Origin of the sequence: Actinoallomurus sp. NPDC052308 (genome assembly GCF_040679195.1) — a bacterium.
Taxonomy (GTDB): Bacteria; Actinomycetota; Actinomycetes; order Streptosporangiales; family Streptosporangiaceae; genus Actinoallomurus; species Actinoallomurus liliacearum.
The window spans coordinates 80,077-105,389 of sequence record NZ_JBFAUM010000011.1 but is presented as its reverse complement, the minus strand read 5'-3'; the positions used below and the strand labels follow the sequence as shown (position 1 = coordinate 105,389).

The window sequence follows — 25,313 nt, the reverse complement described above, 5'->3', positions numbered from 1 at the left end:
ATCGGTGAAATCGCCAGTGTCAGATCCGCGGCGTCCGGTTCCCGGAACGAAGTCGCGCCGGCCCAGGCCGGAAGCAGCGACCGCCTGCTCTCGTCAGCTTTCTCAGCCATGAGGACGGCCCTGTCTGCGTACTCTGGAGCGGTCGAGGTTCCAGGAGGACAGACCGTGTACGACGAGGGCACCGTCGGAGCAAGGCTGAGGGTGTTGCGCCGCTGGCGTGGCTTAACTCTGACCGAGCTGGCCGGACTGTCCGGCTTGAGCACGTCCTACCTGAGCATGGCGGAACGTGGGCTCAGGCCGATCGACCGGCGTTCGGTGATAGGCCGCCTCGCGGCGGCGCTGAAGGTCAGCGAGTCCGACCTGGTCGGTGGCCCACATCTGTCGGCGGACCCGGTTCAGTCCGACCCGCATCTGTGCGTGCCGTCGCTGCGGGCGGTCCTACAGACCAACAGCCTGGACGGGCCGTCCGCCGAGCGTGCCCGGCCGTTGCCCGAGTTGCTCTCCGAGCTTCAGCGTCTGGAACCCTTCCACCAAGCGTGCGATTACCTTTCCGTCGGAAAGGTGTTGCCGGATCTGCTCGACGAACTGCATTTTCATGTGGCGGCCCCGGAAGACGAGGCGGTGGAACAGGCCGCTTTGCAGGGACTGGTGCAGGCCGGCGTCGTCGCCACGTTCGTCGCCAAGGACCTGGGCCACAACGATCTGGGGTACATCGCGGCCACGCGGGCTGCTCAGGCGGCGGATCGGCTGGACGATCCCGTCCTGAAGGCCATGGCCTCGTTCGTTCTCATCCTCACCACCCCTCGGGCGGCGACCTGGGATCGCACGCTTCGGATGGCCGAGCGCGCCGCCAACGAAGTGGAGCCGTACACCGTCGATCCGCTGGGGACCCAGGTGTGCGGCATGCTGACCCTTTCCGCCGGGCTGGCCGGAGCGGTCCTGCAGCGTGGCGACATCGCACAGCACTGGATGGGCCAGGCCGAGGCACTGGCCGCCCGCATCCCGGACACTCCTGACGATAACTGGATGTCCTTCTCGGCCACCAACGTCAACATCTGGAAGGTGGCGGTGGCCGTCGAGCGCGGCGAGTCCGGAGGCACGGTCTTGGATCTCGCCCGCCAAGTTCACCCCGAAAAGCTGTCCGGTAAGAACGGCCGGCTCGCCGCGTACATGGGCGACGTCGGGAGGGGGCTGGCGCGGGAGCCGAAGATGCGGCAACAGGCCATCGGATGGCTTCAGCAGGCCGAGCAGACGGCACCGCAGTGGATCCGCAACTCGGCACCGGTTCGCGAAACCGTCGCTTACCTCCTCGGCCGGGCCGTCGCCGAGGCGGGCGGACGTGAGCTCCGGGGGATGGCCGCACGGATGGGCGTTCCGCACTGAGACTCGATCTCTTCCCTCGCGCGTTCACGAACGTGAAATCACAGTGTGTTCACTTGATTACCTTCCGTTGTCATGAACCGGCGGCAGGCGTACCTCGAGAAGCTCTCGACTGAGCTGCACTCGCGTGGAATGCAAACGACCCTGAAGCGTGCACGGCACCTTCTGCTCCATGTCACCAACTCTGCCGCGTCGGCGCTCACCGAGAGCGTCTACTGCGAGCAGCAAGGTGACGCCTGGGTCTTCTGCTGGGCGGCGGGACAGCCGATCGGTCCGGCCGAGAACATCTCTGCCGTCGCCGATCGGATCCAGTACGTGCTGCGAGAAGTCGAGCCGTAACCGTACGGTCCTGGCTTCTGATCGTCGATCCCTGATTCGCCCTACCCCCAGGGAGACATCCATGACAAAACACATGCCACCCCAGGGCATGCCACAGCGCGCCGCCGGTGTACATGTCCAACGATCCGGCCTTACCTGGGCCGAAATCGCGCCGATGCCGTCGGCTGTCGCGGACGCGCGGCGAAGGGTGCGCGATCGGCTGGCGCCCGCTGATCCGGACTTCGTCTACGACGTCGAGCTGGTGACCTCCGAACTGGTTACCAACGCCATCAACTGCGTCGGCACGTTAGGAGCGCCGTCGTCCCAGGTCGATCCGGGCATCTGGCTCGGCATCGAAATCCGGGCCCGCTGGATCCACCTGCGAGTCCGCGATCCGTACCCCGGAGCGCTGCCGAAGAAGAGGCAGCCTGACCCGATGGACACCAGCGGACGAGGGGTCCTGATCAGCGCGACCGTGGCCGACTACCTCTGGGCCGAGGTCTCAGACACGGACAAGGTCGTCCACGCCGTCCTCACCAAGCCCGGGGTGAGCCTGTCACGGGCCGACGCCGCGGGCTTCGTCCGATGAACGAACGGCATCCGGTTCCGGTGATCCCCGGCTTCACCGTCCGGGAGGACCCGCTCACCCGGGAGTGGGTCGCCGTCTCCGCGTCCGGCAAGTACAAGATCCGTGGCCGTACCCAGCGTGAGCTGGAGCAACAGCGCTGGGCGCTGTACGGCAGGGTGCTGGCCGAATTCCGCCAGGCCATCGCCGAGACCTGGCCCCGCCCGCCTTCCCCGGACCCATAGAACTGTCATTCCTCAAGGCGATGCCGCTCTCAAGGTGTCGGCTTGCGTCGGGCGGGCGTAATGCTCGGTGAAGCCACTCGGAGTGGGGCCCGAAAGGGGACGAACCGCCCGGTGGTGCGGACCGTTACCGAGCCTTGCGCCAACCCCCTGCACGACCCTGGGCGGACGCTGCCACGTTCTGACTCCCTCTGCTGTCCGTGGAGGGTCCCACGAGGAGAGAAGGGGGTGAGGTTCGTGAAGGAAGCGGTGTGGCGCAGGGCCGTGCGCCGGTGCGGTGGTTATACCGGCGAGGACGGTGAGGCCTGCGTCGAGATCGCCGTCATCGGCATGCGGTGAGTGATGGTGCGTCCCCCCGAGGCGAAGTCGGGGGGACGCTCCCACGATCCTAAGGACTGGCCAGTGCACTTCCACGCGTACCTGTTCCGAGGCGCCGGCGAGGCGATCAAACCGTTCGACGACGCACGCCGCGCCGGCACCACCGAGTTCCAGACCGCCGTCGTACCGCCCGAGGCCACCAGCGCCTGGCTCGCCAAGCCCGCCCGGATGGTCAAAGCCACCTGGGACGACCCCACCGACGCGGTCGCCTGGCTGGCGCAGCAGTACGCCGGCATCGCCGACCAGCGGATGCACCTCGACCAGCAGCTCCAGGCTCCTTCCCTGGAGACGATGACCGAGAACGCCCTCGACACCCTGCGCCGGGGCAACGACGTCGTCTGGGCCTGGTGGCTCAGGGGCGGCGGCTTCGTCGACCTGACCGTGGTCTGCTGCCCGAACCGGAACGAAGGACACCGGTGTCCGGTGGGACGCCAGGACCGCCGGCCGGACAGTGTGAGCATTGACCTACATCACTGAAGTCACTCGACGTATTGTGGCGTTCCGCTTGTGTGATCTCAGGAGGTCTTGCATGCCAAAGAACCCTGATTCGCCGAACCTCAAACAAAGCGTGCCCGTCGATCTCCCTGGCGGCAGGAAAGCCAAGATCTACGTTTACGACAACGGCGAGGTGGGATTCCACCTCACCGATGGCCCGTGGGTGTTGAGCCAGTGTTTCTTGCCAGGTGATGGGCAACCCGCCGAGATCCGACTATCACCTGGCAAACAGGGAAGCGGCGCGTACAGCAACTGGTTCGAAGGTCGGATGAAGAAGATCAACGCCGCTGAAAGTTGAGCATGGTGGAGCGTGGACCGGCCAGATCATGGCGGAGGTCCCTCCTTGCCGTGCAGACTGTCCAGTGCCTCGTCCACCCACTCCCTGGAAGCCCCCCATATGACCGCGATCGTCGGCATCACTGACGGCAATACCGTCGTCATCGCAGGAGACTCCGCCGGGGTAGGCGGAGACATCACTCAGCCCCGTCTGGACGCCAAGGTCTTCACCAACGGGCCTTACGTGATCGGCTACACCACGTCGTTCCGCATGGGCCAGATCCTCCGCTACGCCTTCAAGGCCCCGGTCCCGCCCGACGGTGACGATGGCCTGCACGCGTTCATGTGCACCGGCTTCATCAACGGCGTCCGCGACGGTCTCAAAGAGGGCGGCTGGGCCAGCAAGAGCAACGACCAGGAAGAAGGCGGGGCGTTCCTCGTCGGCATCCGTGGCCGCCTCTTCGAGATCGGCTCGGATTACCAGGTGGGCGAGTTGTCGGACGGGTACACGGCGGTCGGGTGCGGGGCGGAGATCGCCCTCGGGGCCCTCCACGCCACGGCCGGCGCCGGCATGTCCCTCGAAGCCCGCGCCATCGCCGCGCTCGAGGCCGCAGCGCACTTCTCCACCGGTGTACGAGCACCATTCACGGTCGTCGACACCGCAGAGCACGAGGACTGAAGAGCATCGCCGCCCCGGGACGCAAAAAGCCACCCGTTATCCTCATCAAGAGGACGGCGAGACGCCGTACGCTCCAGCGGACGGCAGGCACGCTGCCCAGCCGGAAGAGCAAGCGCTAAGCTCTAGGATCATCTACGCCACCCTAGCGGTACCCGGTAACGCTGGCGTTGATCGCCGGCCCCGATGAGCGCCACGCCGGGCTAACAGAATGAACAGCGGACGAGGCACCACCGGCAGATTATTGCGGCAGCCAGACTCATGGACAGTTAGTGGATGTCGTCGCGGAGCTTCCAGAGGACATCAAGGCGGCAGAACAGTGCAGCAGGCGGCGTCAGCTACATGACTTAGCGGTGGACGCCTAGGCTCAGATCGTAGGAGCGCCACGCAGGGCGATCACGAATCTGACGCCCTTCTTCCAGGCACCGGTACTTGCCGTGGTCGTTAATCGCCGTAGAACCACTCAAGCCGGTGGCGAGAGTGCCGGCCTACCCAAGACCCGATGGGATCACCTCGATCAGAGCTATCAGCTCGATGACATTGTTGCCATGCCACCGGTAAGGCCCCCGGCGAGGGAGATCTGCAAGCTTCGAACAAGACGGCCGCTCCGCAAGCCGGGCAACTAACGACCGACACCGCTCCGGCGATCTGCACGTAGTATTTACCGTGCTTTTCCTGTACGCTGTTTCGGAGCGTAGCAGCAACCAAGGAACCGAATGATCTGCAAGTCAGGGCGACCCAAACTAAGCGATGATCAGGACCGCGCGCTTTTCGCCGAATCAGCAGGGACCTGCCTTCTCTGCAACACCAGTCTATTTCCCCATAATCCCACCAGAACAAAGTCGATTCCGATTGCCGAACGAGCCCACATAATTGCCCACAGCGACGAAGGCCCTCGGGCAGACGCAACAATGCCTCAAGAGTTGCGAGATGGGCCAGATAATATTGCACTCCTATGTCCCACATGCCACACCAAGGTAGACAAATCACCAGAAGATTATCCAGCCGACGAACTCTTCATAAGAAAACATGCTCGACGCAGCGCAGTGGCCAGCATCGGCGGCACCCCCATATTCACCAACCGCCTAGACGCCCGTCGCGCGGCCGAGCGTCTTCTGCTCCGGAATCGAATCTTGTTCGAGACACGCGGCCCGGACAGATCGGATGGGTCCACGAACTCACTAGAGACCGCAGCCGCTTGGTCGACAGTGGTACTGGATGAGATCGTGCCGAACAATCGGCTACTTGTCGCCCTGGTTGAGGTTAATTCCGAACTAGCAACCGCCAAGGATCAAATAGCGGCCGAATTGCTTAGACAGCATACCGACGATCTCGAAAGAAAACATCAATCCGGTGTTCTCATCTCCCCAGCACAACGCTTTCCGCTACAGGCGGAAAATCTTTTCGGATCGGAGAGCGAATGAGTCGTATCGAGTACATGACCGAATGGTTCGCCGGCACACTAGAACGTCACGACGCGGTTCGCTCGATTACGAAAGCCTCTGCACGCACTCTCCTCGTTGAGCGCAAGGGAATCACCCCTATAACCATAGCCCCAGTGGCGACTGGATACCTCGAGACGCAAGACGTGGAGCACATCCTTAACGATCAGGCAGTAACTATCATCTGCCTCGTACCTAAAGAAGCTCACTATGCATGGGAAGCTCGAGAGCTGGCAGAATCCCTAGGCTCAACCACACAAACAGTGAAGGAGGTTTTCACATACCTTTCATGGGTAGATCCTCGACCACTCGTCGACAAGAACGTCGACTTCGCTCGAAATCGCCTGGCGCAACACAGTAGAGTTGACGGCATCCGCATGATCTGCGAAGCATCCATGGAACTCTTTCGAGATGGACTCAGTAACATCGTTATTGCAATTGATTATCAATACGAGTTCAGCGAAGAGGCTTTGGTCGGCGCCATTAAGCGCCATCCACAGGCGAATGCAATCATGAACGTCAATCCAAATGGCAGGCCAACCGAAGCGGCCCTAGAGCACGCCCGTCACGCCAAGATAGGTCTATTCAATTACACCGAACTGATGGGAGCTCTGAATTATGACGGAAATACTTTCCTCAACTATCGCCCGCCTGAGAGGCCTCGCAGACATCTACCCCGGCCGCGATAATCTAAGTATTTATATTTTCGGATCAGTGACACATGGGTCTAAACGACCCAATGACATAGATATCCTTATCGTCTACAGTACAGGAAACTTCGATCTCGCCCATGAACTGGCGACACATTTCAGACGCCTTGACGTATATCCCTCTATCGAGGTACTAGCCCTGAGTCGCGATGAAGAACGCGAGACCGACTTCATACGCACAGTCCAAGCAGTTGAAGTCTGGCCAAAGAGTCATCCTATGTCCGGCTTTGTCGAAGGCCCAGCACTCGGTTACCGATGACGGGTACACGGCGGTCGGGTGCGGGGCGGAGATCGCCCTCGGGGCCCTCCATGCCACGGCCGGCGCCGGCATGTCCCTCGAAGCCCGCGCCATCGCCGCGCTCGAGGCCGCAGCGCACTTCTCCACCGGTGTGCGAGCACCGTTCACGGTCGTCGACACCGCAGAGCACGACTGAAGGGACCGCAGTGCGACATTCCGCAGGCGAACATTCGCTCGACCCCGGCGGCTACGACGCCGAACTACAGCGGCACGACCGGTTACTGCGCCGCGCCTGTGGCGTCCGGCCGCACGACCACGTCCTCGACATCGGATGCGGGATCGGGCAGACGACCCGGGCGGCCGCGCGTACCGCCCGGGCGGGCGGTGCGCTCGGGATCGACATCTCCGCATCCGCCGTCGCGCGTGCCCGCGAGATCGCCCGGACCGAGGGGCTCGGCAACGTCACCTTCGAGAACGCCGACGCGCAGGTCCACCGCTTCCCGCAGGAGCGCTTCGACCTGGCGATCAGCAGGTTCGGCACGATGTTCTTCGACGACCCCGTCGCCGCGTTCGCCAACATCGGCCGGACGCTGCGCCCGGCCGGGCGCCTGGTGATGATGGTCTGGCAGCACCGCGAACGCAACGAGTGGAACGTCGCCATCCGACGATCCCTCGCAGGACCCGAGGGGCCGGCGGCCGCCGCCTCCGCCGGCCCGGATCCGTTCTCGCTCGCCGACCCGCCGGCCGTGAAGCAGATCCTGGGCGCTGCGGGGTTCGCCGACATCGCCTTCACCGACGTCCACGAACCGGTCTACTACGGTCCGGACGTGGCCGCGGCCCTCGACTGGGTCCACGGCTTCACCTGCACCAGTGAAGCGCTGAAACGGCTGGACCCCGCCGCCGCGGCGCGCGTGGTCGGGCGGCTGCGCGAGATGCTCTCCGCGCACCTGAGCGACGACGGCGTCTGGTTCGACTCCCGCGCCTGGCTCATCACCGCTCGTCGCCCCTGAGAAGGAACACGACCACGCGGAAACCGGTACCGGTGCTCAGAGGTAGAAGCCGGTGCCCGAGGTCGGGGGCGGGGCGTCCGGGGCGCGGCCGTCGCGGATCGCGTAGAGCTCCGCGAGCGTCGCGCCGTCGGGGACGCCGTCCGTGGTGCCCAGCCAGGCGGCCGACTCGGCCCGGGACAGCGGGCCCATCTCGATCTGCGCGATGCAGCGGCCGGGACGAACGACGGCGGGGTGCAGACCGGCCAGCGGCCGGTTGGTGGTGAGCGCGACGAGCACGTCGCGGCCCTGGCCGACCAGTCCGTCGGTGAGGTTCAGCAGGCGGGACAGCGCCTGCCCGGTCTTCTCCCCGCCCTCGGCCCGGATCAGCTCGTCGCAGTCCTCCAGGACGAGCAGCCGCCAGCGCCGGTCCTCGTCGTCGTCCTCGTCCCCCACGGCGACCTCCATGAGGTAGGCGGGGTCGCCGAAGAGCTCGTCGGGGTCGAGCACGCAGTCGAACTGGCACCACTTCGCCCATTCGCGGGCCAGGGCCCGCAGGGCCGTGGTCTTGCCGGTTCCGGGGGGACCGTGCAGGAGGAGGAGCCGGCCGGTCACGTCGGCCGCCTGGACCGCCGCGAGCCGGTCGACGGCCGCGGCGGCCCGCGCCGCGTAGTTCCCCCTGATCTCCGACCATGGCGGCGCCGTGATCGACCGCTCGCGGCGCTGCGGCCCTTGCCGGCCGCAGTGCCAGAAGCCCATCTCGACGCGATCCTGCGCCGGTGTCTCGTCGACGGCGTCGCGAACCGACTGCGCGAGGACCGCCGCGGCCAGTTCGTCGCTCACGGCCGTGACCTCGACGACGCCCGCCCCGCTGCGCCAGCGGGCCGCGCGCAGGGTCCAGCCGTCGCCGGAGGCCAGGAGCGCGTCGCAGTTGTCCTCGCGGACCACGCGGAGCACCCCCGCGTCCGCCGGGCGCAGCGGCGCGTCGGGGCGGATCCGGTCCAGGTGCTTGACCCGGGCGTACGGCTGACGGCCCGTCGTGAACGGCTGCAGGGCGAGGACGTCGATCACGCTGCGGAGCGAGTCGGTCGTGTCGAGGCGGTAGTCGACGGGCGCCTCAGGCTCGGCCCCTATGATCGGGACGACGGGTTCGGACATGCCCTCGATGATCGGGGCGCCGTTGGGCCGAGTCCAGTGAATTACCACTCTTCGGGCGCGCCGCCGCTCGGCGGCGGACCCCGTGCACGTCCAGAAGGAGCATCACATGGCCACCGTCCGTACTGCGAACGCTCACTGGGAAGGCCCGCTCATGGGCGGGCAGGGCAAGGTGTCGCTGGACTCCTCCAAGGTCGGGGAGTTCGAGGTGAACTGGCCGTCCCGGGCGGAGAAGCCCGAGGGCAAGACGAGCCCGGAGGAGCTGATCGCCGCCGCGCACAGCACGTGCTTCTCCATGGCGCTGTCGCACGGCCTCGCCGGGGCCGGCACGCCGCCGGAGTCGGTGGACACCCGTGCCGACGTGACCTTCCAGCCGGGTGAGGGGATCACCGGCATCCACCTGACCGTGCGCGCGTCGGTGCCCGGCCTGTCCGCCGAGGACTTCCAGAACGCCGCCGAGCAGGCGAAGGCCAACTGCCCGGTGAGCAAGGCGCTGGCCGGGACCAAGATCACGCTCGACGCGTCCCTGGCCTGACCCGGTCCGGCGTGGGCGCCGGTACGTCCCGCGCCCACGCCGCGCCCCGGGCTCAGGCGCCGGACCGGGGCGGCAGCGCGTCGCCGAGCGTGCGCCAGTGCGGCATCGCCGACCTGCCGGGCTCGACGCCGATGACCTGAACGGCGACGTGGTCGGCGCCGGCCTCGACGTGGCCGCGGAGCCGCTCGACGATGATGTCCGGGTCGCCCCAGAAGACGAGGTCGTCGACGATGCGGTCGCTGCCGCCGCCGGCGATCTCCTCCTCCGAGTAGCCCAGCCGGCGGAACTTCGCGATGTTGTACGGGGTCGTCAGGTACGGGTGAAGGTGCTCGCGCGCGATCGCGCGGGCCTTCCCGGGGTCGGTCTCGAAGAGCACCGGGTGCTCGACGCCCAGGAACGCGTCCGGCCCGAGGGTCTCCCGCGCCTGCGCGGTGTGCGCGACCGTGACGTGGTACGTGTGGGCGCCGGCGGCGTGGTCGCGGGCCAGCTCGAGCATCTTGGGCCCGTACGCGGCCAGGACCCGGTGCATCGGAGCCCGCGGCGCGGGGCTCGCCGCCTCGATGGCGTCCATCTCGTCGAGGTACTCGCGCATCGCCGCGAGGGGCTTGATCCCGGGCCGCCGCTCGCCGCCGAACCCCAGGCCGAGCACGTGCCGGTCCGGGTAGGCGTCGGCCAGGAGACGGGCACCGCCGTACGTCGCCCGGGCCGTGCGCGACCAGATCTGCGCGATGCCGTTGACGACGTGCATCCGCTCGGTGGCGGCGAGCAGGTAACCGGCCTGCGTGAACGCCTCCCGTCCGCCGACCTCGGGGAACCAGAACGCCCGCCAGCCCAGCTCCTCGAGCTCCTGGATCGACTCGCGCATCCGCGCGGCCGGCTGGTGCTCGAAGTCGAACGTGTAGATCCCGAACGTCCCGAGATCCAGGCCGTCAATGCCGCCCATGGAACATCTCCTCATCCACTTCACCGTGACGCATCGAAATATCGCAGATATTCGATATGAGGCGCAACCCATCGCCCGCGCCGCCACACCGTACGAGGGTCCGGCGCTCTCTAAAGGGTCCGGCCGAGCGCGGCGACGAGCTGGGCGATGCGCTGCTCGTCGCGCTTGTAGTGGGTCCACTTGCCGACGCGCGTGGCGCGCACCAGGCCGGCGCGCTGGAGTTCGGCCATGTACGCGGACACCGTCGACTGGGCCAGGCCCGCCTTGGCCTGGATGTGGCTCACGCAGACCCCGACCTCGACCGGGTCGGCGATCGCCTCCTCCGGCGGGAAGTGACGCTCGGGCTCGCGCAACCACGACAGCATCTGCAGCCGCATCGGATTCGACAGCGCCTGCAACGCGCGGACCAGGTCGGGATCCGGTGAGAGCGCATCGTCCGCCATGGATCCGGAGTATAGGTCGCTACCGCGTCAGCTCCAGGCGGGCCAGCTCGCGGCGGGACGAGACGCCGAGCTTCGGATACGCCTTGTAGAGGTGGTACTCCACCGTCCGCGGGCTCAGGAACAGCTGCGCGGCGATGTCCCGGCTGCTGTTCCCCTCCGCCGCCAGCCGTACGACCTGCAGCTCCTGGGGGGTGAGCCGCTCCAGGAGGTCGGCGGCGGCCGGACGGGCGGCGGTCGCGGACTCGCCGGTCGCCCGCAGCTCGGTCCGCGCCCGCTCGGCCCACGCCTCGGCGCGCAGTCGTTCGAAGACCTCCAGCGCCGAGCGCAGCGGGGCGCGCGCGTCGGAGCGGCGACGGGCGCGGCGCAGCCACTCCCCGTACAGCAGCTCGGTCCGGGCCCGTTGGAACGGACGCCCGCCCTTGTCGTGGAGGCGCAGCGCCTCGGCGTACGCCGCCTCGTCGTCGTGCAGGAGGGCATGGGAGCGGAGGGCGACCGCCCGCGCCCACGGCAGGCCGCCGGCGCGCGCCCACTCCTCGAACCGGCGGAGCGCCGGCTCCGCCCGTTCGGGGCGCCCGGCACGGACCGCCGCCTCCACCTGGTCGGCGTTCGCGACGGTCACGGCGGTGGTGAAGCCCCCCGGACCGCGCCGTGCCTCCTCCAGCCGGTCGAACGCGTCGTCGTACCGGCCGAGGCCGAGGTCGAGGAGGCCGCGCGCGCAGGCCGCGGCGGCGGCCTCGGCGCCCGGCGCGCTCCGGCCGCCGACGCCGAGCGCGTCATCGGTCAGCGCCCGGCAGCGCTCCTCGTCGCCCTGGACGGCGGCGACCCACGCGAGCACGATCTCCAGCCGGCCGACCCGTTGACTCCGGCCCGTGTCGCGGGCGATCGTGATCGCCTCGGCGACGTTGGCCTCGGCGTCACGGAACAGCCCGGCGGCGACCTGCGCCTGGGCCAGGCGCTGCAGCGCGCCCGCCAGTTCGCCGGCCAGACCCCGCTCCCGGCAGCGGGCGACCTCGGCGGTCGCCAGCCGAATCGCCGCGTCGTCATCGCCGAGGATCAGTCCGGCGTGGATCGCCTCGACGAGCGCGCCGGGCTCCTCGGGCCCCGCGTCGGACACGTCCGTACGGCGACCGCCGCCCGGCGCGCCCTCGAGAACCTCCCGCATCAGGGGGACCCCGCGCGCGAAGTCGTCGTCGGCGAGGTGGGCCATCCCCTGGATCAGCGGATCCCGGTACCCGGCCGCGGCCGACCGTTCGGCGGCCGCGCGGATCGCCTCCGCGTCGCCGGAGAGCCAGGCGTACGAGGCGCCCATGCGCAGCATCGCGGCCGCCCCGCGGTCGTCGGCGACCTCCGCGACGAGGATGCGGGCGGCCTGCCGGGGATCGCCGCGTTCGAACTCGACGGCGGCGCGGATCCGCGCCAGCCGCGTCCGGGCGGCCGGATCGGCGGTGAGTCCTTCGGCCCGTACGGCGAGCTCGCCGGCGCGGTCGGCGCCGCCCGCGCTCAGAGCGGCCCCGGCCGCCTCGGTGAGGCGCCGGGCCTGGCCGCCGGTGTCGGGTGTCAGCTGGGCGGCCTGCTGGAACAGGGCCGCGGCGGCCGCCCCGGCCGCGCGGTCGCGGGCGCGTACGGCGGCCGCCTCGAGGTCGGCGGCGACGTCCTCGTCGGGCGCGGTCGCCGCCGCGGCGCGATGGCGCGCCCGGCAGTCGGGGTCGGCCGCGGCGGCGGCGAGGGCCCGGTGCACGGTGACGCGGCGGGCGAGCGAGGTGCCCTGGTAGGCGGCGGCGCGGACCAGCGGATGCCGGAAGGAGACGGAGGTGCCGGTCACCTCCACCAGCCGCGCCTGCTCGGCCGGTTCGAGGTCGTCGAGGGACACGTCCAGGGCCGTCGCCGCGCCGAGCAGCGTCGGCAGGTGACCGCGCGCCTCGGCGGCGGCGACGAGCATCATCAGCCGGGTCCGCTCGGGCAACCGGCCGATCTGGGCACGGAAGGCCGCGAGGACCCGGTCGGTCACCGGCAGCGGCCCGTGCCCGCCGTCGTGCCGCCGCCCGGTGGCTCCCAGTTCCAGGAGCGCGAGCGGGTTGCCGTCGGCCTCGGCCATGACCCGGTCCCGGCGGTCAGGGGTCAGCCGCCGGCCGGCGAGGACCCGCGCGGCGTCGGCGCGGTCCAGCCGGGTCAGCTCGATCTCGGGCAGGCCGTGCCCGGCGAACCCGTCGTCGCGGGCGGCGAAGACCATGACGACGCCCTCCGCCGACAGCCGGCGCGCCGCGAACAGCAGGGCGTCCACGCTCGCCGTGTCGATCCACTGCACGTCGTCGACCAGGCACAGCACGGGCGCCTCGTCGGCGAGGTCGGCCAGCAGTGTGAGGAGGGCCAGCCCGGTGAGGAAGCGATCGCCCCGGCCGGGGCCGCTGGAGCCGAAGACCGTGCGCAGCGCGTCCGCCTGCGGGTCCGGCAGGCGCGACAGGCGTTCCTGCACGGGCCACAGGAGCTGAAGGAGCCCGGCGTACGCCAGGTCCCGCTCGGCCTCGACGCCCGTGGCGCGCAGCACCCGCGGCGAGGACGCCGCACCGGCCGCGTCCGGACCGGCGTTCTCCCCCTCCCCGGCCGCATGGTCGCGCGGCCCGGACGCCACGTCCGCGGCGGCGCGGCGCGGTCCGGACGCCACGTCGGCGGCGTGGCCGAGCAGCGCGGACTTACCGATCCCGGCCTCGCCGCGCAGCACGAGGGAGCCGCTCCGGCGCCGGGTACTCGCGTCGTCGACCAGTCGTGTCAGCCGTTCGCGTTCGGCGTCCCGCCCGTACAACACGCCCACAAACCTACGTGGCCCAGTACCGAAACGTTACTGATTCGCCCCCAGGTCCCCGGCTTCTAGCGTTCCCACCAGCGATTCCACGAAGGAGAACATGCGATGAGGGAACTGTTCGAGCCGGTCACCGCCGGCGCGCTGGAGCTGCCCAGCCGCCTCGTGATGGCGCCGATGACGCGCAGCCGCGCGTACGGCGGCCTCGTCACCGAACTGACCGCGGAGTACTACGCGCAGCGGGCGGGCGCCGGGCTGATCGTCACGGAGGGCACGCAGCCGAGCGTGATCGGCCAGGGCTACGTCAACACGCCGGGCCTGCACTCCCCCGAGCAGGTGGCGGCCTGGCGGAAGGTGACCGACGCCGTCCACGAGAAGGGCGGCCGGATCGTCGTCCAGCTCATGCACTCCGGCCGGATCGGTCACCCGGTCCTGTACCCGGACGGCGCGCTCCCGCTGGCGCCCTCGGCGATCGCCTCCGGGCAGAAGCTGTTCACCCCCGAGGGCATGCTCGACCACCCGACGCCCCGGGAGATGACGGTGGAGGACATCGCCCGGACGATCGAGGACCACGCGTCCGCCGCGCGCAACGCGCTGGACGCCGGGTTCGACGGCGTCGAGCTGCATGGGGCCAACGGCTACCTGATCCATCAGTTCCTCGCCGACGGCAGCAACCGGCGGACCGACGCGTACGGCGGTTCGGTGGCGGGCCGGATCCGGTTCGCGGTGGAGGTCGCCGAGGCGGTCGCGGACGCGATCGGGCCCGAGCGGGTCGGGATCCGGGTCTCCCCCGGCGCCCTGGTGAACGGCATCACCGAGTCCGACACCGGCGAGCTGTACCCGGCGCTCGCCGGCGCGCTGGCGCCGCTGGGCCTCGCCTACATGCACGTGATGGAGACCGGCGACCGGGAGCCGACGCGCGCGATCCGGGCCGCGTGGCCGGGCGCGCTGATCCTCAACCCGCATCCGTCGCCGGAACCGCTCCCGGCGACCGTCGAGGCCGGCGTCGACGCGCTGCGGGAGGGGCTGGCCGACGCGATCGCGTACGCCCGGCTGTGGCTCGCCAACCCGGACCTGCCGGCGCGGATCGAGGCGGGCGGCCCGTACAACGAGGCGGACCTGGCGACCTTCTACGGCGGCGACCACCGCGGCTACACCGACTACCCCGTACTCGGCGCCTGACCGCCTCCGGGCTGGTGACGACCGTGACGACCGTGGCGACCATGACCCTCCGACGCTCGGCGCCTGACCGCCTCCGAGCCGGTGACGACGTGGCGACCACGGCCCTCCGACGCGCGGTGCCTGACGCCTCCTAGCGGTGACCGCCGTGGGGGCCACGGCCGTCCGGTGCCCGAGGCGGGACCATCCTCATACGATCCCGGAGGCCACGCAGTACAGTGCGCCGGAGGACCAGTGGCTGAGGCGGAGGATGCGCGCGGTGACCACCGAGCTCCCGGACGAGCCCGCGCCGATGCCGTACGTCGCGCGGTACCGGCGTGTCCCGCCGATCCTCATGATCGTGGCCGGGGCGTTCGCCTTCGGGAAGGCGATCCGCTGGATCGGCGGCGCGGCGCACGGCGGGCACCCGGACCGCGTGCCCCCGCCCATGGCGCTGGCGGTCGCGTCGGTCCTGCTGACCGCCGCCGGGGCGGTGCGGCTGGCGCGGGCCCGGCGCACCGGCGGGATCGCCTTCGCCGTCGACGCGGGCGGGATCTTCCTGGCCGCGTCGCGGGACGGCGGTCGCCGCTTCACCTGGGACGAGGTGAGCGCGCTCGTGCTGTTCTCCCGGCGTACGGACTTCGTCCACGGGGCGGTCCGGTGCGTCGGGCTCCGAGTGCACCCCACCGCCCCGGGCTCCCCCGAACGGCACCTCGCCGAGCTCGACGAGGCGGTCTCCCGGCCCGACCTTCCGCTGGGCGTCTGGGCCCGCCTCCGCCGGCTTGACCGGCGGCCGACACGCGAGGGACTGGTGCTCGCCGTCAGCTTCCACGCCGAGGCCCGTGGCTGGCGGTACCACTCCGCCCGGCTGGCCCGGGCCATGCGCGCGCACGCGCCCGGGGTCCCCGTCGTCCGTGAGCCGTCCGAGCGGTACTACGACCTGGTCGGCTGGCGGGCCGACCAGGAGGAGCTGCGCCGGCACCGGCTCACGCGCCACTGGGGCCGGCCCGCCCGCATCGGCTGCCGCGCGCCTCAGATGCGCCTGTCCCGGCCGGTCCAGTAGGGCTCGCGGACGAGCCGCTTGTAGAGCTTGCCGGTGGGCGTGCGCGGCAGGGCGTCGACGAAGTCGACCGAGCGGGGGGCCTTGTAGCGGGCCAGTGAGGCGCGGCAGTGGGCGATCAGCTCCTCGGCCAGCGCGGGCGAGGGCGCGTGACCCTCCTCCAGCTCGACCGCCGCCTTGACCTGCTCGCCGTACTCCTCGTCGGGCACGCCGAAGACCGCGACGTCGCGTACCGCCGGGTGGGTGATGAGCACGCCCTCGATCTCGGCCGGGTAGATGTTGACCCCGCCACTGATGATCATGTCGATGACCCGGTCGGCGAGGAACAGGTATCCGTCCTCGTCCAGGTGGCCGATGTCGCCGGTGGTGAACAGCCCGTCGCGGTGGATCGACGCGGTCTTCTCGGGGTCGCCCCAGTACTCGACGTCGTCGCCGCTCGCGTAGCGGAACCACAGCTGCCCGGGTTCGCCGGGCTTGGACGGCGTGCCGTCCGGGCGCAGCACGTGGGTCTCCACCGAGGGCAGCGGCCGCCCGACCGTGCCCGGCCGTGCCAGCCACTCCTCGGACGTGACGACGGTGTTGATGGACGCCTCGGTCGACCCGTAGTACTCGTACACGACCGGGCCGAGCCACTCGATCATCCGGCGCTTCACCTCGGGCGCGCACGGCGCGGCACCGTGCCACACGGCCGCGAGGCTGGACAGGTCGTACGCGCGGCGGGTCCGCTCGTCGAGGCGGAGGAGCCGGACGAACTGGGTCGGCACGAGGTGCGTGTTGGTGATCCGGTACCGCTCGACGAGCCGCAGCGTCTCCTCCGGGTCGAAGCCCTGCCGCATGACGAGCGAGCGCCCGGCACAGAGCAGGACGTAGGAGAAGAGCCACTGTGCCGAGTGGTAGACCGGGCCGACCAGCAGCGATCGGCCGCCCTCGGGGATGTGGAGGGCCTGGGCGTACGTGGGGGCGACCGTCGCCATCGTGTCGATCGGCGCGCCGGCCCGCACCAGCTTGCGGCTGACCCCCTTCGGACGGCCCGTGGTGCCCGACGTGTAGATCATCGGCCAGCCGAGGACCTGGTCCTCCGGCTCCCCGTCCGGGCCGACGGCCAGAACGTCCTCGTACGGCCGGAAGCCCGGGATCTCGCCCAGGCCGATCCTGGCACGCGGGCCCGCCTCCGCCGTGGCGGCCACGGCGGTCTCGGCGAACCGCTCCTCGGAGAAGATCGCCTTCGCGCCGGAGTCGGCGAGCACGTACGCCAGCTCCTCCGCGCTCCAGTGCCAGTTGACGAGGACGTACCGCAGGCCGATGTGGGTGGCCGCCGCCATGATCTCGACGTGCTCCCGCCGGTTCCCCGAGTGGATCGCGATGACGTCGCCCGTGGTCAGGCCGAGGTCGCGCAGCGCCCCCGCGAGCCGGTCGACCCGCGCGTCCAACTCCCGCCAGGTGGTCGTGCCGCGCTCGTCGACGACGGCGGGCTCGTCCGGCCGGGCCTGGGCGTACGGACGGAGAAGTCGAGCCATGAGGACCTCCGATCAGTCGGTCTGGGCACCCGCCATGCGCAGCGCCAGTTCCACGTAGCGGGCCTGGAGCTCGGCGGCGCCGGGCCGCCGCCGGTCGCGGAACCACTCGCTGATGTGCACGCACATGTCGAGGATCGGGACCGCGGTGAGGACGGCGGCGGCCCGGCCGTCGCCGCCGACCAGCCGGAACACGCCCTTCTCGTGCCCGGCGAGCAGGACGTCGACGACGCGGTCGCGCAACCGCCGGCGGATGGTCACGATCTCGTCGTACCACGCGCCGCCGAGCAGCCGGTACTCCCGGTTGGCGACCCGCGCCGTCTCCCGGTGGTCCGCGTGCCGCCGGACGTACACCGCGACGATCGCCCGCAGCTCTTCGAGGGGGTCCCCCGCGACGGCCTCCAGCGCCGCGGTCACCTCGTCCTCCAGCCGCAGGTGGATGTCGCGGACGAGGACGTACAGCAGCTCGTCCTTCGATCCGAAGTGGTTGTAGAGCGCGCCGGGCGTCAGGTCGCACGCCTCGGTGATCTGCCGTACCGGGGTCGCGAGCGCGCCCTGGCGGTAGAACAGCTCGACCGCGGCCGCGGCGAGCCGGCGCTGGACACGCGACCCTCCGAGCGGCAGGTCCGATTCGGTCACCGGCTTCGCTCCTCCTCTTGACTGCCGCCCGACCCGAGCGTACTAATGGGTTCCATTCTGTGAATGAACGCTCATTCACTGCGCTTATACGGCCAGGATGACACAGGTCGTCCGGGTCCTCGGGGGCGGGGTGCCACGTGCGCTCCGGAGCGTCCGCCCACATCGAACCCCGCAGGAAACGAGGTGGCGATGGCCCCCACCGACCCGACGACGTCCCCGTCCGACGGCCTCTCGCTCGACCGGCTGTGGAGACGCGGCCTGGACCGCTATCCGGACACCGCGGCGCGCTACCGCTATCTGGCCGTGGCGGTGTTCGTCACGATCGTCCTGTACTACGAGCTGTACGTCGCGGGCGGCGTCGCGCCGCTGATGCTCGCGCACTTCAAGATGTCGTTCATCTACTACGTGAACATCCTCGTGGTGTCCAACCTGGTCGGCGCGTTCGGGTCGCTGGCCGCGGGCATCGCCGACCGGTGGGGCCGCGCCAACCTCGTGACGTACGGGCTGCTGGCCACGGGCGTCCTCGCGATCCTGACGCCGGCCGCCCCGAACAAGGCGACCTTCGCCGTCTTCGCCGTCCTGTCCGGGCTGGTCGAGGGGATGTGCCTGGTGGCCACGCCCGCCCTCGTCCGCGACTTCTCCCCGCAGATCGGCCGCGCCTCGGCGATGGGCTTCTGGACCCTGGGCCCGGTGATCGGCAGCCTGGTCGTCAGCTTCGTGGCCAACCGCACCCTGCCGCACTTCGACGAGTCCTGGTCCAGCCAGTACTACATCGTCGGTGTCGTCGGGCTCGTGGCGTTCGCCGTCGCCCTGGTCGGGCTGCGGGAGCTGCGGCCGGGGCTCCGTGACCAGGTCATGGTGAGCATGGCGGACCGCGCGCTGGTCGAGGCCCGGGCCGAGACCGCCGAGCGCGAGGCCGACCTCCGCAACCCCTGGCGGCAGATGCTGCGGCTGAACATCCTCGCCCCGGCCCTCGGCGTCAGCGTGTTCCTGCTGATCTACTACACCGCGGTCGCGTTCTTCACCATCTACCTGACCTCGAACTTCGGCCTCACCACCGCGAAGGCCAACGGCGTCAACAGCTGGTACTGGGCGATGAACGCGATCTCCCTCGTCATCGTCGGCGTGGTGTCGGACCGGCTGCGGGTGCGCAAGCCCTTCATGGTGGGCGGCACGATCCTCGCGGTCGTGATGACGTACGTGTTCCTGACGCGCACGACCCATCCGCACACGAGCGCGTCCACCCTGATCTGGATCATCAGCCTGCTCGCCGTCGGCCTCGGAGTGGCGTACACGCCCTGGATGGCGGCGTTCACCGAGACGGTCGAGCGGCGGAACCCGGCGCTGACCGCCACCGGCCTGGCCGTCTGGGGCTGGATCCTGCGGATCGTCGTCTGCGTCGCCTACTTCACCCTCCCGTACGTGGTGGGCGCCATGGACACGCTGACCCGGGCGCCCGAGGTGCTCGCCGCGGCGAAGAAGGTGCCGCCCGGCACGCCCCCGCCGCCCGCGCTGCTGCAGGAGCTCGGCAAGATCAAGAAGGCGGCGGCCGACGCGCCGCACCAGTGGCAGCACTGGTGGTGGGTCTGCATCGCCGCCGAAGTGGCCTTCGTCTTCCTCATGCTGCCGCTGGCGGGCCGGTGGAGCCCGAAGGCGGCCCGTGCCGACGCCGAGGCGCACGAGCGGGAGGTGGCCAGGCTCACCGGCTCCGCGGAATGACCGACGGAACCATCGAGGCCGCCGGCACGTCCGTACTCCTGATGCTCAACAACGATCAGCGAGACCGGGCGGCCGGCGTGCTCCTCGGCGCGGCCTGCGGGGACGCGCTCGGCGTGCCGTACGAGTTCGCCGAGCCCCTGCCGGAGACCGCCGTGCCCGAGATGGTCGGCGGCGGGCTGGGCCCCTACGCGCCCGGTGAGTACAGCGACGACACCCAGATGCAGGTCTGCGTGGCCGAGGTCGCCGCGACAGCGGGCGACCTGCGCTCGGAGGAGGCGCTCGACGGCATCGCCGAGCGCTTCCTGCGGTGGTCCCACGAGGGCGCGAGCGACGTGGGCCTGCAGACCTCCGGGGTGCTGGCGGCCACCGCGCGCGCCGGCGGCCTGGCGCGGTCGATGCGGGAGGCGTCGGCCGACCTGCACCGCAAGACGGGGCGCACGGCCGGGAACGGCTCGCTCATGCGGACCGGGATCGTGGCCCTCCCCTACCTGGCCGACCCGGCGGGGATGGCGGAGGCCGCGCGGCTGGTCAGCTCGCTCACCCACTTCGACGACCTGGCGGGGGACGCCTGCGTGCTGTGGTGCTCGGGCGTACGGCGCGCGGTGCTGGACGCGACGTTCGACGGCGTCCGGGAGGGACTGGACCTGCTGCCCGCCGAGCGGCGGCACCACTGGGCGGCCTGGCTCCGGGACGCCGAGACCGGCCCGCCGGGGCGGTTCAGCCCGAACGGCTTCGTCGTGCCCGCGCTGCAGGCCGCCTGGTCGGCGATCACCCACACCGCGAACCTCACCGGCGGCCTCGTCGCCGCCGTCCGCGTGGGCAACGACACCGACACGGTCGCGGCGATCGCCGGGGCGCTGCTGGGCGCGCGCTACGGCCTGTCCGCCGTGCCGGACGAATGGCGCGCGCGGGTGCACGGCTGGCCGGGTCTGCGCGCCGACGACCTGGTGAGCCTGGCCCGCCGCGCGGCCGAACCGACCGCGGGCCGGGTCCGCTAGCCCGCCGCGTCCTCCCCCGGCTCGCCCGCGCCGCCAGGACGCGCGCGCCGTGGTCCGTTCTGGTGCGACTCGTCATGGCGGCGGGCGAGGCGCAGGGCGTACTCGCGCGGCGACACCCCGAGCCGCCAGGTGCACACCGCGCAGGACAGATGGTCATTGGTGGTCTGTTCGTCGTGGACGATGTCGACCACGCCGATCCGCAGGTTCTCCACGGCCCGCACCGTACACGGAGCGTGATAGGACGCTCCACTTCCGTGATGCGCGTGTCAGCGGGCCGGCGGCGGGTCAGCGGACGAGGACGCGCACCTCCACGCAGTTGCCCTCGGGGGTGCTCTTGGAGCTCTTTCGCCACAGGTCGTCGGTGCGCATCACAGGCCCTCCAGGATCGTGCCGATGAGATCGATGGACTCGTCGGGGGTGGCGCTGACGACGCTGAGGCGGTCCATTGCGAGGGTGTAGCGGTCGACGTCCTCACGTTTGTCGAGGTAGAGCGCGTTGCCGAGCTGCTCGACGTAGACCACGTCGGTCAGCTGCGGGTCGGCGAACCGCAGGATGGTGAACCCGCCGGGCGCGGCGTGCAGCGCGCCGGCCTCGAAGGGCGTGACCTGGAGCGTGAGGCCCGGCTGCTTCGCCACGGTCATGAGGTACTCCAGCTGCCCGCGCAGCACCTCGGGACCGCCGACGGGACGGCGCAGCGCCACCTCGTCGATCACCGCCCACAGCCGCAGCACACCGTCACGGAAGCGCCGCTGCCGCGTGGCTCGCAGCGAGACCCGGCGCTCCACGTCCTCCGGCGGGAAGTCGCCGAGGGAGATGACGGCCGCGGCATACTCCTCGGTCTGCAGCAGGCCGGGGATGAACTGCGGCTCGTAGGTGCGGATGCGGGCCGCCGCCTGCTCCAGCCCGACGTAGGGCTGGAACCAGGAGGGCAGGATGTCGCCGTAGCTGTGCCACCAACCGGGCTGGTTGGCCCGGCGGGCGAGGGTCAGCAGCTGGTCGCGCTCCTCCTCGGCGGTGATGCCGTACAGCGACAGCAGGATCGCGACGTCCGCCTGCTTGAAGCCGCTGCGGCCGAGCTCCATCCGGCTGATCTTCGACTCGGATCCGCCGATGGCCCTGGCGGCCTCGGCCGAAGCGACCCCGGCCTTGTCCCGGAGCCGGCGCAACTCGGATCCGAGAAGGATGCGGAGCGCGGTGGGGCCGCTCGCTCCCGCGTTCGCCATGACCTCGACCTCCTTCGCGGCGGGCCTCCGAGTCTTCCACGACCGGCCGGAGACCGCCGCGATGCAATCCCACTTCACGATGGGCTTGCATCGTCAGCGTCGTGGCGCAATGCTATCCCATAGCTGGATGCAATCCCATTGTCAGCCGTGGCCAGGCATGTGATGGTGATGTGGGCGATCCTGTGGCCGCCCAGCGATCGTTCGTGTCCGGCGGCAGGTTCCCGGATCCAGCCGCCGGACACGGGCGTTCGTGGAAGAATCGACCGCCTCCGACATCCCGGCGATGAGGCTTCTCGTGACGGACTACGACCGGCAGAACGAGTTCCGGCCTGAAATCCCCAGCCCGGCGCGGGTGTACAACTACATCCTCGGCGGCAAGGACCACTATCCCGCCGACCGCGTCGTGGCGGAGAACACCATGGCGGCCCTGCCGAGCGCGCGCGACGCCGCCCAGGAGAACCGCGGGTTCCTGCGCCGCGCGGCCCGGTTCCTCGCGGCCGAGGCGGGCGTCCGGCAGTTCCTCGACATCGGCACCGGCCTGCCGTCGTACGGGCAGGTCCACGAGGTCGTCCAGGAGATCGCCCCGGAGTCCCGGGTCGTGTACGTCGACAACGACCCGGTCGTGCTCGCCCACGGGCGGGACATGCTGCACGGGATCGACGGGACGGCGATCGTGCGCCACGACCTGCGCGACCCCGAGGGCATCCTGGCCGATCCCGCGCTGCGCCGGCTGCTGGACCTCGACCGGCCCATCGGCCTCATGCTGGTCGCGGTCCTGCACTTCATCTCCGCCGCCGAGGACCCGTACGAGCTGGTCCGCCGCCTCCTGAAGCCGCTCCCGGCGGGCAGCCACCTGGTGATCTCCCACGCCACCGACGACGGGGACGACGACGTGGAGGCCGCCCTGGAGGAGAACTACAAGACCTCCAGCTCCGCCCATGTCCGGACACGCGCGCAGGTCGAGGCGTTCTTCGCCGGCCTCGACCTGATCGACCCCGGCGTGGTGTGGACTCCGCTGTGGCGCCCCGACGAGGCGTCGAGCCCGCTCAGCGACGCCCCCTCCCGGAGCGTCTGCTGGGCGGGAGTCGCCCGAAAACCGTGAGACGGGCCTGCCTGAGGGGCTTTTCTAGAACGGCATTCGGCTCGTAGGCTCCGGACCGGAGGTGCCGATGAAGAGTCTGGATGAGGTCAGGGCCGAGCTGACCGCCCCGGGGCAGCTGTTCGAGATGGACGAGGTCGACATCCGCGGCGTGCGGACACGCGTCTGGAAGTACGCTTCGCCGTCGCTGCGGGCCGTCCTCGAGAACAGCCGGGGGCACGGCGACAAGCCGTACATCGTCTACGAGGACGAGCGCCTGACCTTCGAGGAGCACTTCCGGCACGCCGCCACGTTCGCGCGCCGGCTGACCGAACGGTACGGCGTGCGGAAGGGCGACCGGGTCGCCATCGCGATGCGCAACCGCCCCGAATGGTTCGTCGCGTTCTGGGGCGCCGCGGCCGTCGGCGCCGTCGTCGTCCCGCTGAACGCCTGGTGGACGGGTCCCGAGCTGGAGTACGGGCTGCGGGACAGCGGCGCGAAGGTCCTGGTGGCCGACGAGCAGCGCCTCGACCGGCTCACCGGCGTCCTGCCCGGACTCGGCGTCGCCACGATCGTCGTACGGGCCCAGGGGACGCCGCCGCCGGGCGCGGAGGCGTACGAGTCGGTGCTCGGCGACGTCACCGAGACCACCCTTCCGGACGCCGACATCGAGCCGGAGGACGACGCGACGATCTTCTATACCTCCGGTACGACGGGCCGGCCGAAGGGCGCGCTCGGGACGCAGCGCAACATCACCGGCAACACCCTGAGCCTGGCGTACGCCATGCTGGGCGCCGGCCTGCAGGCGGGCAATCCGATCGAGGAGCTGGCCGACCCGGGGCGGCGCATCACGCTGACGAGCCTGCCGCTCTTCCACGCGACCGGCTGCCATACGGTCCTCGTGGCCAGCGCGGTCCTGGGCGGCTGCATCGTCCTGATGCACAAGTGGGACGCCGAACGCGCGCTCCAGCTCATCGAACGCGAACGGGTCACGGCGTTCGGCGGGGTGCCGACGATGGCCTGGCAGCTGCTGACCTCCCCCGAGTTCGACAAGTACGACACCTCGAGCCTCGCGTCGGTGTCGTACGGGGGCTCGCCCGCTCCGCCCGCCCTGCTGGAGAGGATCAAGGAGGTGCTCCCGGAGCGGGTCCCGAGCAACGGGTACGGCCTGACCGAGACGTCGGCGGTGACCACGTACAACAGTGGGATCAACTACCTGACCCATCCCGACAGCATCGGCCCGGCGGTCCCGGTGTGCGACGTGAAGGTCGTCGACCCTGCGGGCGCGGACCTGCCCACCGATGAGATCGGCGAGCTCCTCGTCCGGGGACCGAACGTCATCAAGGGGTACTGGAACAACCCCGAGGCGACCGCGCAGGCGTTCCGCGACGGCTGGTTCCACACAGGGGACCTGGCGCGCATCGACGCGGACGGCTTCGTCTACATCGTCGACCGGGCCAAGGACATGCTGATCCGCGGCGGGGAGAACGTCTACTGCGCCGAGGTCGAGTCGGCGATGTACGACCATCCCGCGATCGCCGAGGCCGCCGTGATCGGGGTGCCGCACGAGGCGCTGGGCGAGGAGGTCGGCGCGGTCGTCTGCCTCCGCCCGGGACTGACGGTGACGCCGGAGGAGCTGCAGGAGTTCCTCCGCGAACGCATCGCCGCGTTCAAGGTCCCGGCCCACATCTGGTTCCGCGAGGGCGAACTGCCCCGCAACCCGGCCGGCAAGATCCTGAAGACGCGGCTCCGCACGGAGCTGATCGGCTGAGACGGGTCCGCGCCGCCCGGAGGATCCGGACGGCGCGCCCCGGCGGCGGTGGGGTCAGTGACGGCAGTGCGCGGTCCGCGGCGCGCGCGGCTGGAACGGCAGGAAGCGGTCGGCGCGGTGCGGGCGCGCCGGGATCTCGGTCGCCTCGAGGGCCAGCATCCGGTCGAAGCGGAAGGCACGGATGTGTCGGCGCAGCCGGCACCAGCCGACGAGATACCAGTGGTCGCGGTGGACGAGGCAGGTCACCGGCTCCACCTCGCGAACCGTGACATTGCCCCGGGCGTCGGCGTAGTGGAGGCGGACGACGAGCCGCGCGGTGATCGCGCCCGCCGCGGTCCGGGCCCGGTGCGCCGTCGCCGGGTCGAGCGGGCGGGCCAGGGTGTCGAGGGTCGTACCGGCGGTCTCGGCCGGGTCGAGATCGTCGAAGAGGCGGCGCAGGGCCCGGCGGGCCGTGGCGGACTGCGGACCGGCGCCCAGGTGGGCGAGCGAGAGGGCGAGGGCCGCCACCTCGGGGGCCGGAAGTGGAGGACGGGTACGGCTTGCGAGCGTCGCGTTCTCGGCCATGGTTCGATCA

General features: G+C 70.5%; 29 protein-coding genes. 19 read left to right on the top strand and 10 right to left on the bottom strand.

Translation table 11 applies throughout. From position 1 onward, the window contains the following. The first annotated feature begins 165 nt into the window (after nucleotides 1-165). The 12 genes from AB0L00_RS25290 to AB0L00_RS25235 all read left to right on the top strand — a co-directional run bounded on the left by AB0L00_RS25290 (nucleotide 166) and on the right by AB0L00_RS25235 (nucleotide 7,730). Complete coding sequence (locus AB0L00_RS25290; RefSeq protein WP_364438723.1) at nucleotides 166-1,383, top strand: helix-turn-helix transcriptional regulator; 1,218 nt, start codon at nucleotides 166-168, stop codon at nucleotides 1,381-1,383. Nucleotides 1,384-1,455: 72 nt separating this feature from the next. Next, complete coding sequence (locus tag AB0L00_RS25285; protein WP_364438720.1) at nucleotides 1,456-1,719, top strand: hypothetical protein; 264 nt, start codon at nucleotides 1,456-1,458, stop codon at nucleotides 1,717-1,719. Nucleotides 1,720-1,780: 61 nt separating this feature from the next. Further along, nucleotides 1,781-2,287 (top strand): ATP-binding protein, encoded by a 507-nt coding sequence (locus AB0L00_RS25280; protein WP_364438717.1) that lies wholly within the window; start codon nucleotides 1,781-1,783, stop codon nucleotides 2,285-2,287. After that, nucleotides 2,284-2,508, top strand: coding sequence for a hypothetical protein (locus AB0L00_RS25275; protein WP_364438715.1), 225 nt, complete (start codon nucleotides 2,284-2,286; stop codon nucleotides 2,506-2,508). Before AB0L00_RS25280 ends, AB0L00_RS25275 begins: the two co-directional genes overlap by 4 nt. A gap of 399 nt (nucleotides 2,509-2,907) precedes the next feature. Further along, nucleotides 2,908-3,360, top strand: a complete 453-nt coding sequence (locus AB0L00_RS25270; protein WP_364438712.1) for a hypothetical protein — start codon at nucleotides 2,908-2,910, stop codon at nucleotides 3,358-3,360. A gap of 52 nt (nucleotides 3,361-3,412) precedes the next feature. Further along, on the top strand, nucleotides 3,413-3,676 hold the full coding sequence (locus tag AB0L00_RS25265) for a hypothetical protein (protein WP_364438709.1): 264 nt from the start codon (nucleotides 3,413-3,415) through the stop codon (nucleotides 3,674-3,676). 99 nt (nucleotides 3,677-3,775) lie between these two features. Further along, nucleotides 3,776-4,333, top strand: a complete 558-nt coding sequence (locus AB0L00_RS25260; RefSeq protein ID WP_345357538.1) for a hypothetical protein — start codon at nucleotides 3,776-3,778, stop codon at nucleotides 4,331-4,333. Nucleotides 4,334-5,376: 1,043 nt separating this feature from the next. Further along, entirely contained in the window at nucleotides 5,377-5,754 is a 378-nt protein-coding gene (locus AB0L00_RS25255; protein WP_364438705.1) for a hypothetical protein, read from the top strand. A 14-nt stretch (nucleotides 5,755-5,768) separates the two neighbouring features. Continuing rightward, complete coding sequence (locus tag AB0L00_RS25250; protein ID WP_364439016.1) at nucleotides 5,769-6,461, top strand: hypothetical protein; 693 nt, start codon at nucleotides 5,769-5,771, stop codon at nucleotides 6,459-6,461. Next, on the top strand, nucleotides 6,391-6,741 hold the full coding sequence (locus AB0L00_RS25245) for a hypothetical protein (RefSeq protein WP_364438702.1): 351 nt from the start codon (nucleotides 6,391-6,393) through the stop codon (nucleotides 6,739-6,741). Before AB0L00_RS25250 ends, AB0L00_RS25245 begins: the two co-directional genes overlap by 71 nt. Next, complete coding sequence (locus AB0L00_RS25240) at nucleotides 6,710-6,916, top strand: hypothetical protein (RefSeq protein WP_364439013.1); 207 nt, start codon at nucleotides 6,710-6,712, stop codon at nucleotides 6,914-6,916. Before AB0L00_RS25245 ends, AB0L00_RS25240 begins: the two co-directional genes overlap by 32 nt. A gap of 10 nt (nucleotides 6,917-6,926) precedes the next feature. Then, nucleotides 6,927-7,730 carry a methyltransferase domain-containing protein gene (locus AB0L00_RS25235; RefSeq protein WP_364438699.1) on the top strand — a complete coding sequence of 268 codons (804 nt, stop codon included), beginning with the start codon at nucleotides 6,927-6,929 and terminating at the stop codon, nucleotides 7,728-7,730. A 36-nt stretch (nucleotides 7,731-7,766) separates the two neighbouring features. On the opposite strand, the gene AB0L00_RS25230 is transcribed toward AB0L00_RS25235, so the two are convergent. After that, the gene (locus AB0L00_RS25230) at nucleotides 7,767-8,864 is read right to left on the bottom strand and encodes a DUF5925 domain-containing protein (RefSeq protein ID WP_364438696.1); all 1,098 of its coding nucleotides are present in this window, start codon (nucleotides 8,862-8,864) and stop codon (nucleotides 7,767-7,769) included. A gap of 106 nt (nucleotides 8,865-8,970) precedes the next feature. On the opposite strand from AB0L00_RS25230, the gene AB0L00_RS25225 reads away from it, so the two are divergent. Beyond that, nucleotides 8,971-9,396 (top strand): OsmC family protein, encoded by a 426-nt coding sequence (locus tag AB0L00_RS25225; RefSeq protein ID WP_252811533.1) that lies wholly within the window; start codon nucleotides 8,971-8,973, stop codon nucleotides 9,394-9,396. 52 nt (nucleotides 9,397-9,448) lie between these two features. Here the strand turns inward: AB0L00_RS25225 and AB0L00_RS25220 are convergent, their stop codons facing one another. The 3 genes from AB0L00_RS25220 to AB0L00_RS25210 all read right to left on the bottom strand — a co-directional run bounded on the left by AB0L00_RS25220 (nucleotide 9,449) and on the right by AB0L00_RS25210 (nucleotide 13,585). Further along, nucleotides 9,449-10,339 carry a TIGR03620 family F420-dependent LLM class oxidoreductase gene (locus tag AB0L00_RS25220; RefSeq protein WP_364438692.1) on the bottom strand — a complete coding sequence of 297 codons (891 nt, stop codon included), beginning with the start codon at nucleotides 10,337-10,339 and terminating at the stop codon, nucleotides 9,449-9,451. Nucleotides 10,340-10,449: 110 nt separating this feature from the next. Then, entirely contained in the window at nucleotides 10,450-10,782 is a 333-nt protein-coding gene (locus AB0L00_RS25215; RefSeq protein WP_364438689.1) for a metalloregulator ArsR/SmtB family transcription factor, read from the bottom strand. 19 nt (nucleotides 10,783-10,801) lie between these two features. Then, nucleotides 10,802-13,585 carry a LuxR C-terminal-related transcriptional regulator gene (locus AB0L00_RS25210; protein ID WP_364438686.1) on the bottom strand — a complete coding sequence of 928 codons (2,784 nt, stop codon included), beginning with the start codon at nucleotides 13,583-13,585 and terminating at the stop codon, nucleotides 10,802-10,804. A 102-nt stretch (nucleotides 13,586-13,687) separates the two neighbouring features. On the opposite strand from AB0L00_RS25210, the gene AB0L00_RS25205 reads away from it, so the two are divergent. Beyond that, nucleotides 13,688-14,761, top strand: a complete 1,074-nt coding sequence (locus AB0L00_RS25205; protein ID WP_364438683.1) for an alkene reductase — start codon at nucleotides 13,688-13,690, stop codon at nucleotides 14,759-14,761. Between the two features lie 256 nt (nucleotides 14,762-15,017). Beyond that, nucleotides 15,018-15,800 carry a hypothetical protein gene (locus AB0L00_RS25200; RefSeq protein WP_364438680.1) on the top strand — a complete coding sequence of 261 codons (783 nt, stop codon included), beginning with the start codon at nucleotides 15,018-15,020 and terminating at the stop codon, nucleotides 15,798-15,800. On the opposite strand, the gene AB0L00_RS25195 is transcribed toward AB0L00_RS25200, so the two are convergent. Further along, nucleotides 15,770-17,314: an AMP-binding protein gene (locus tag AB0L00_RS25195; RefSeq protein WP_364438677.1), complete on the bottom strand. Its 1,545-nt coding sequence runs from the start codon at nucleotides 17,312-17,314 to the stop codon at nucleotides 15,770-15,772. The two genes, AB0L00_RS25200 and AB0L00_RS25195, sit on opposite strands and share 31 nt — an antisense overlap. A 12-nt stretch (nucleotides 17,315-17,326) precedes the next feature. Next, the gene (locus tag AB0L00_RS25190) at nucleotides 17,327-17,950 is read right to left on the bottom strand and encodes a TetR/AcrR family transcriptional regulator (RefSeq protein WP_364438674.1); all 624 of its coding nucleotides are present in this window, start codon (nucleotides 17,948-17,950) and stop codon (nucleotides 17,327-17,329) included. Between the two features lie 189 nt (nucleotides 17,951-18,139). Between AB0L00_RS25190 and AB0L00_RS25185 the strand changes: the two genes are divergently transcribed. Next, nucleotides 18,140-19,669 carry an MFS transporter gene (locus AB0L00_RS25185; RefSeq protein ID WP_364438992.1) on the top strand — a complete coding sequence of 510 codons (1,530 nt, stop codon included), beginning with the start codon at nucleotides 18,140-18,142 and terminating at the stop codon, nucleotides 19,667-19,669. Beyond that, complete coding sequence (locus AB0L00_RS25180) at nucleotides 19,666-20,667, top strand: ADP-ribosylglycohydrolase family protein (RefSeq protein ID WP_364438671.1); 1,002 nt, start codon at nucleotides 19,666-19,668, stop codon at nucleotides 20,665-20,667. Before AB0L00_RS25185 ends, AB0L00_RS25180 begins: the two co-directional genes overlap by 4 nt. Here AB0L00_RS25180 and AB0L00_RS25175 read toward each other — a convergent pair. The 3 genes from AB0L00_RS25175 to AB0L00_RS25165 form a co-directional block, all read right to left on the bottom strand. After that, on the bottom strand, nucleotides 20,664-20,879 hold the full coding sequence (locus tag AB0L00_RS25175; RefSeq protein ID WP_364438668.1) for a hypothetical protein: 216 nt from the start codon (nucleotides 20,877-20,879) through the stop codon (nucleotides 20,664-20,666). The genes AB0L00_RS25180 and AB0L00_RS25175 overlap by 4 nt on opposite strands. A gap of 73 nt (nucleotides 20,880-20,952) precedes the next feature. Then, nucleotides 20,953-21,036, bottom strand: coding sequence for a DUF397 domain-containing protein (locus AB0L00_RS25170; RefSeq protein WP_364438989.1), 84 nt, complete (start codon nucleotides 21,034-21,036; stop codon nucleotides 20,953-20,955). Further along, nucleotides 21,036-21,890 (bottom strand): helix-turn-helix transcriptional regulator, encoded by an 855-nt coding sequence (locus AB0L00_RS25165; protein WP_364438665.1) that lies wholly within the window; start codon nucleotides 21,888-21,890, stop codon nucleotides 21,036-21,038. Before AB0L00_RS25165 ends, AB0L00_RS25170 begins: the two co-directional genes overlap by 1 nt. Nucleotides 21,891-22,140: 250 nt before the next feature. Here AB0L00_RS25165 and AB0L00_RS25160 point away from each other — a divergent pair, with 250 nt between their 5' ends. Together AB0L00_RS25160 and AB0L00_RS25155 are read left to right on the top strand one after the other, a co-directional pair. Next, a complete protein-coding gene (locus AB0L00_RS25160) occupies nucleotides 22,141-22,992 on the top strand; it encodes an SAM-dependent methyltransferase (protein ID WP_364438662.1) in 852 nt (283 codons plus the stop codon). A 67-nt stretch (nucleotides 22,993-23,059) separates the two neighbouring features. Next, nucleotides 23,060-24,739: an AMP-binding protein gene (locus tag AB0L00_RS25155; RefSeq protein WP_364438659.1), complete on the top strand. Its 1,680-nt coding sequence runs from the start codon at nucleotides 23,060-23,062 to the stop codon at nucleotides 24,737-24,739. A gap of 54 nt (nucleotides 24,740-24,793) precedes the next feature. On the opposite strand, the gene AB0L00_RS25150 is transcribed toward AB0L00_RS25155, so the two are convergent. Then, the gene (locus AB0L00_RS25150) at nucleotides 24,794-25,303 is read right to left on the bottom strand and encodes a WYL domain-containing protein (RefSeq protein ID WP_364438656.1); all 510 of its coding nucleotides are present in this window, start codon (nucleotides 25,301-25,303) and stop codon (nucleotides 24,794-24,796) included. Between the last annotated feature and the right edge of the window lie 10 nt (nucleotides 25,304-25,313).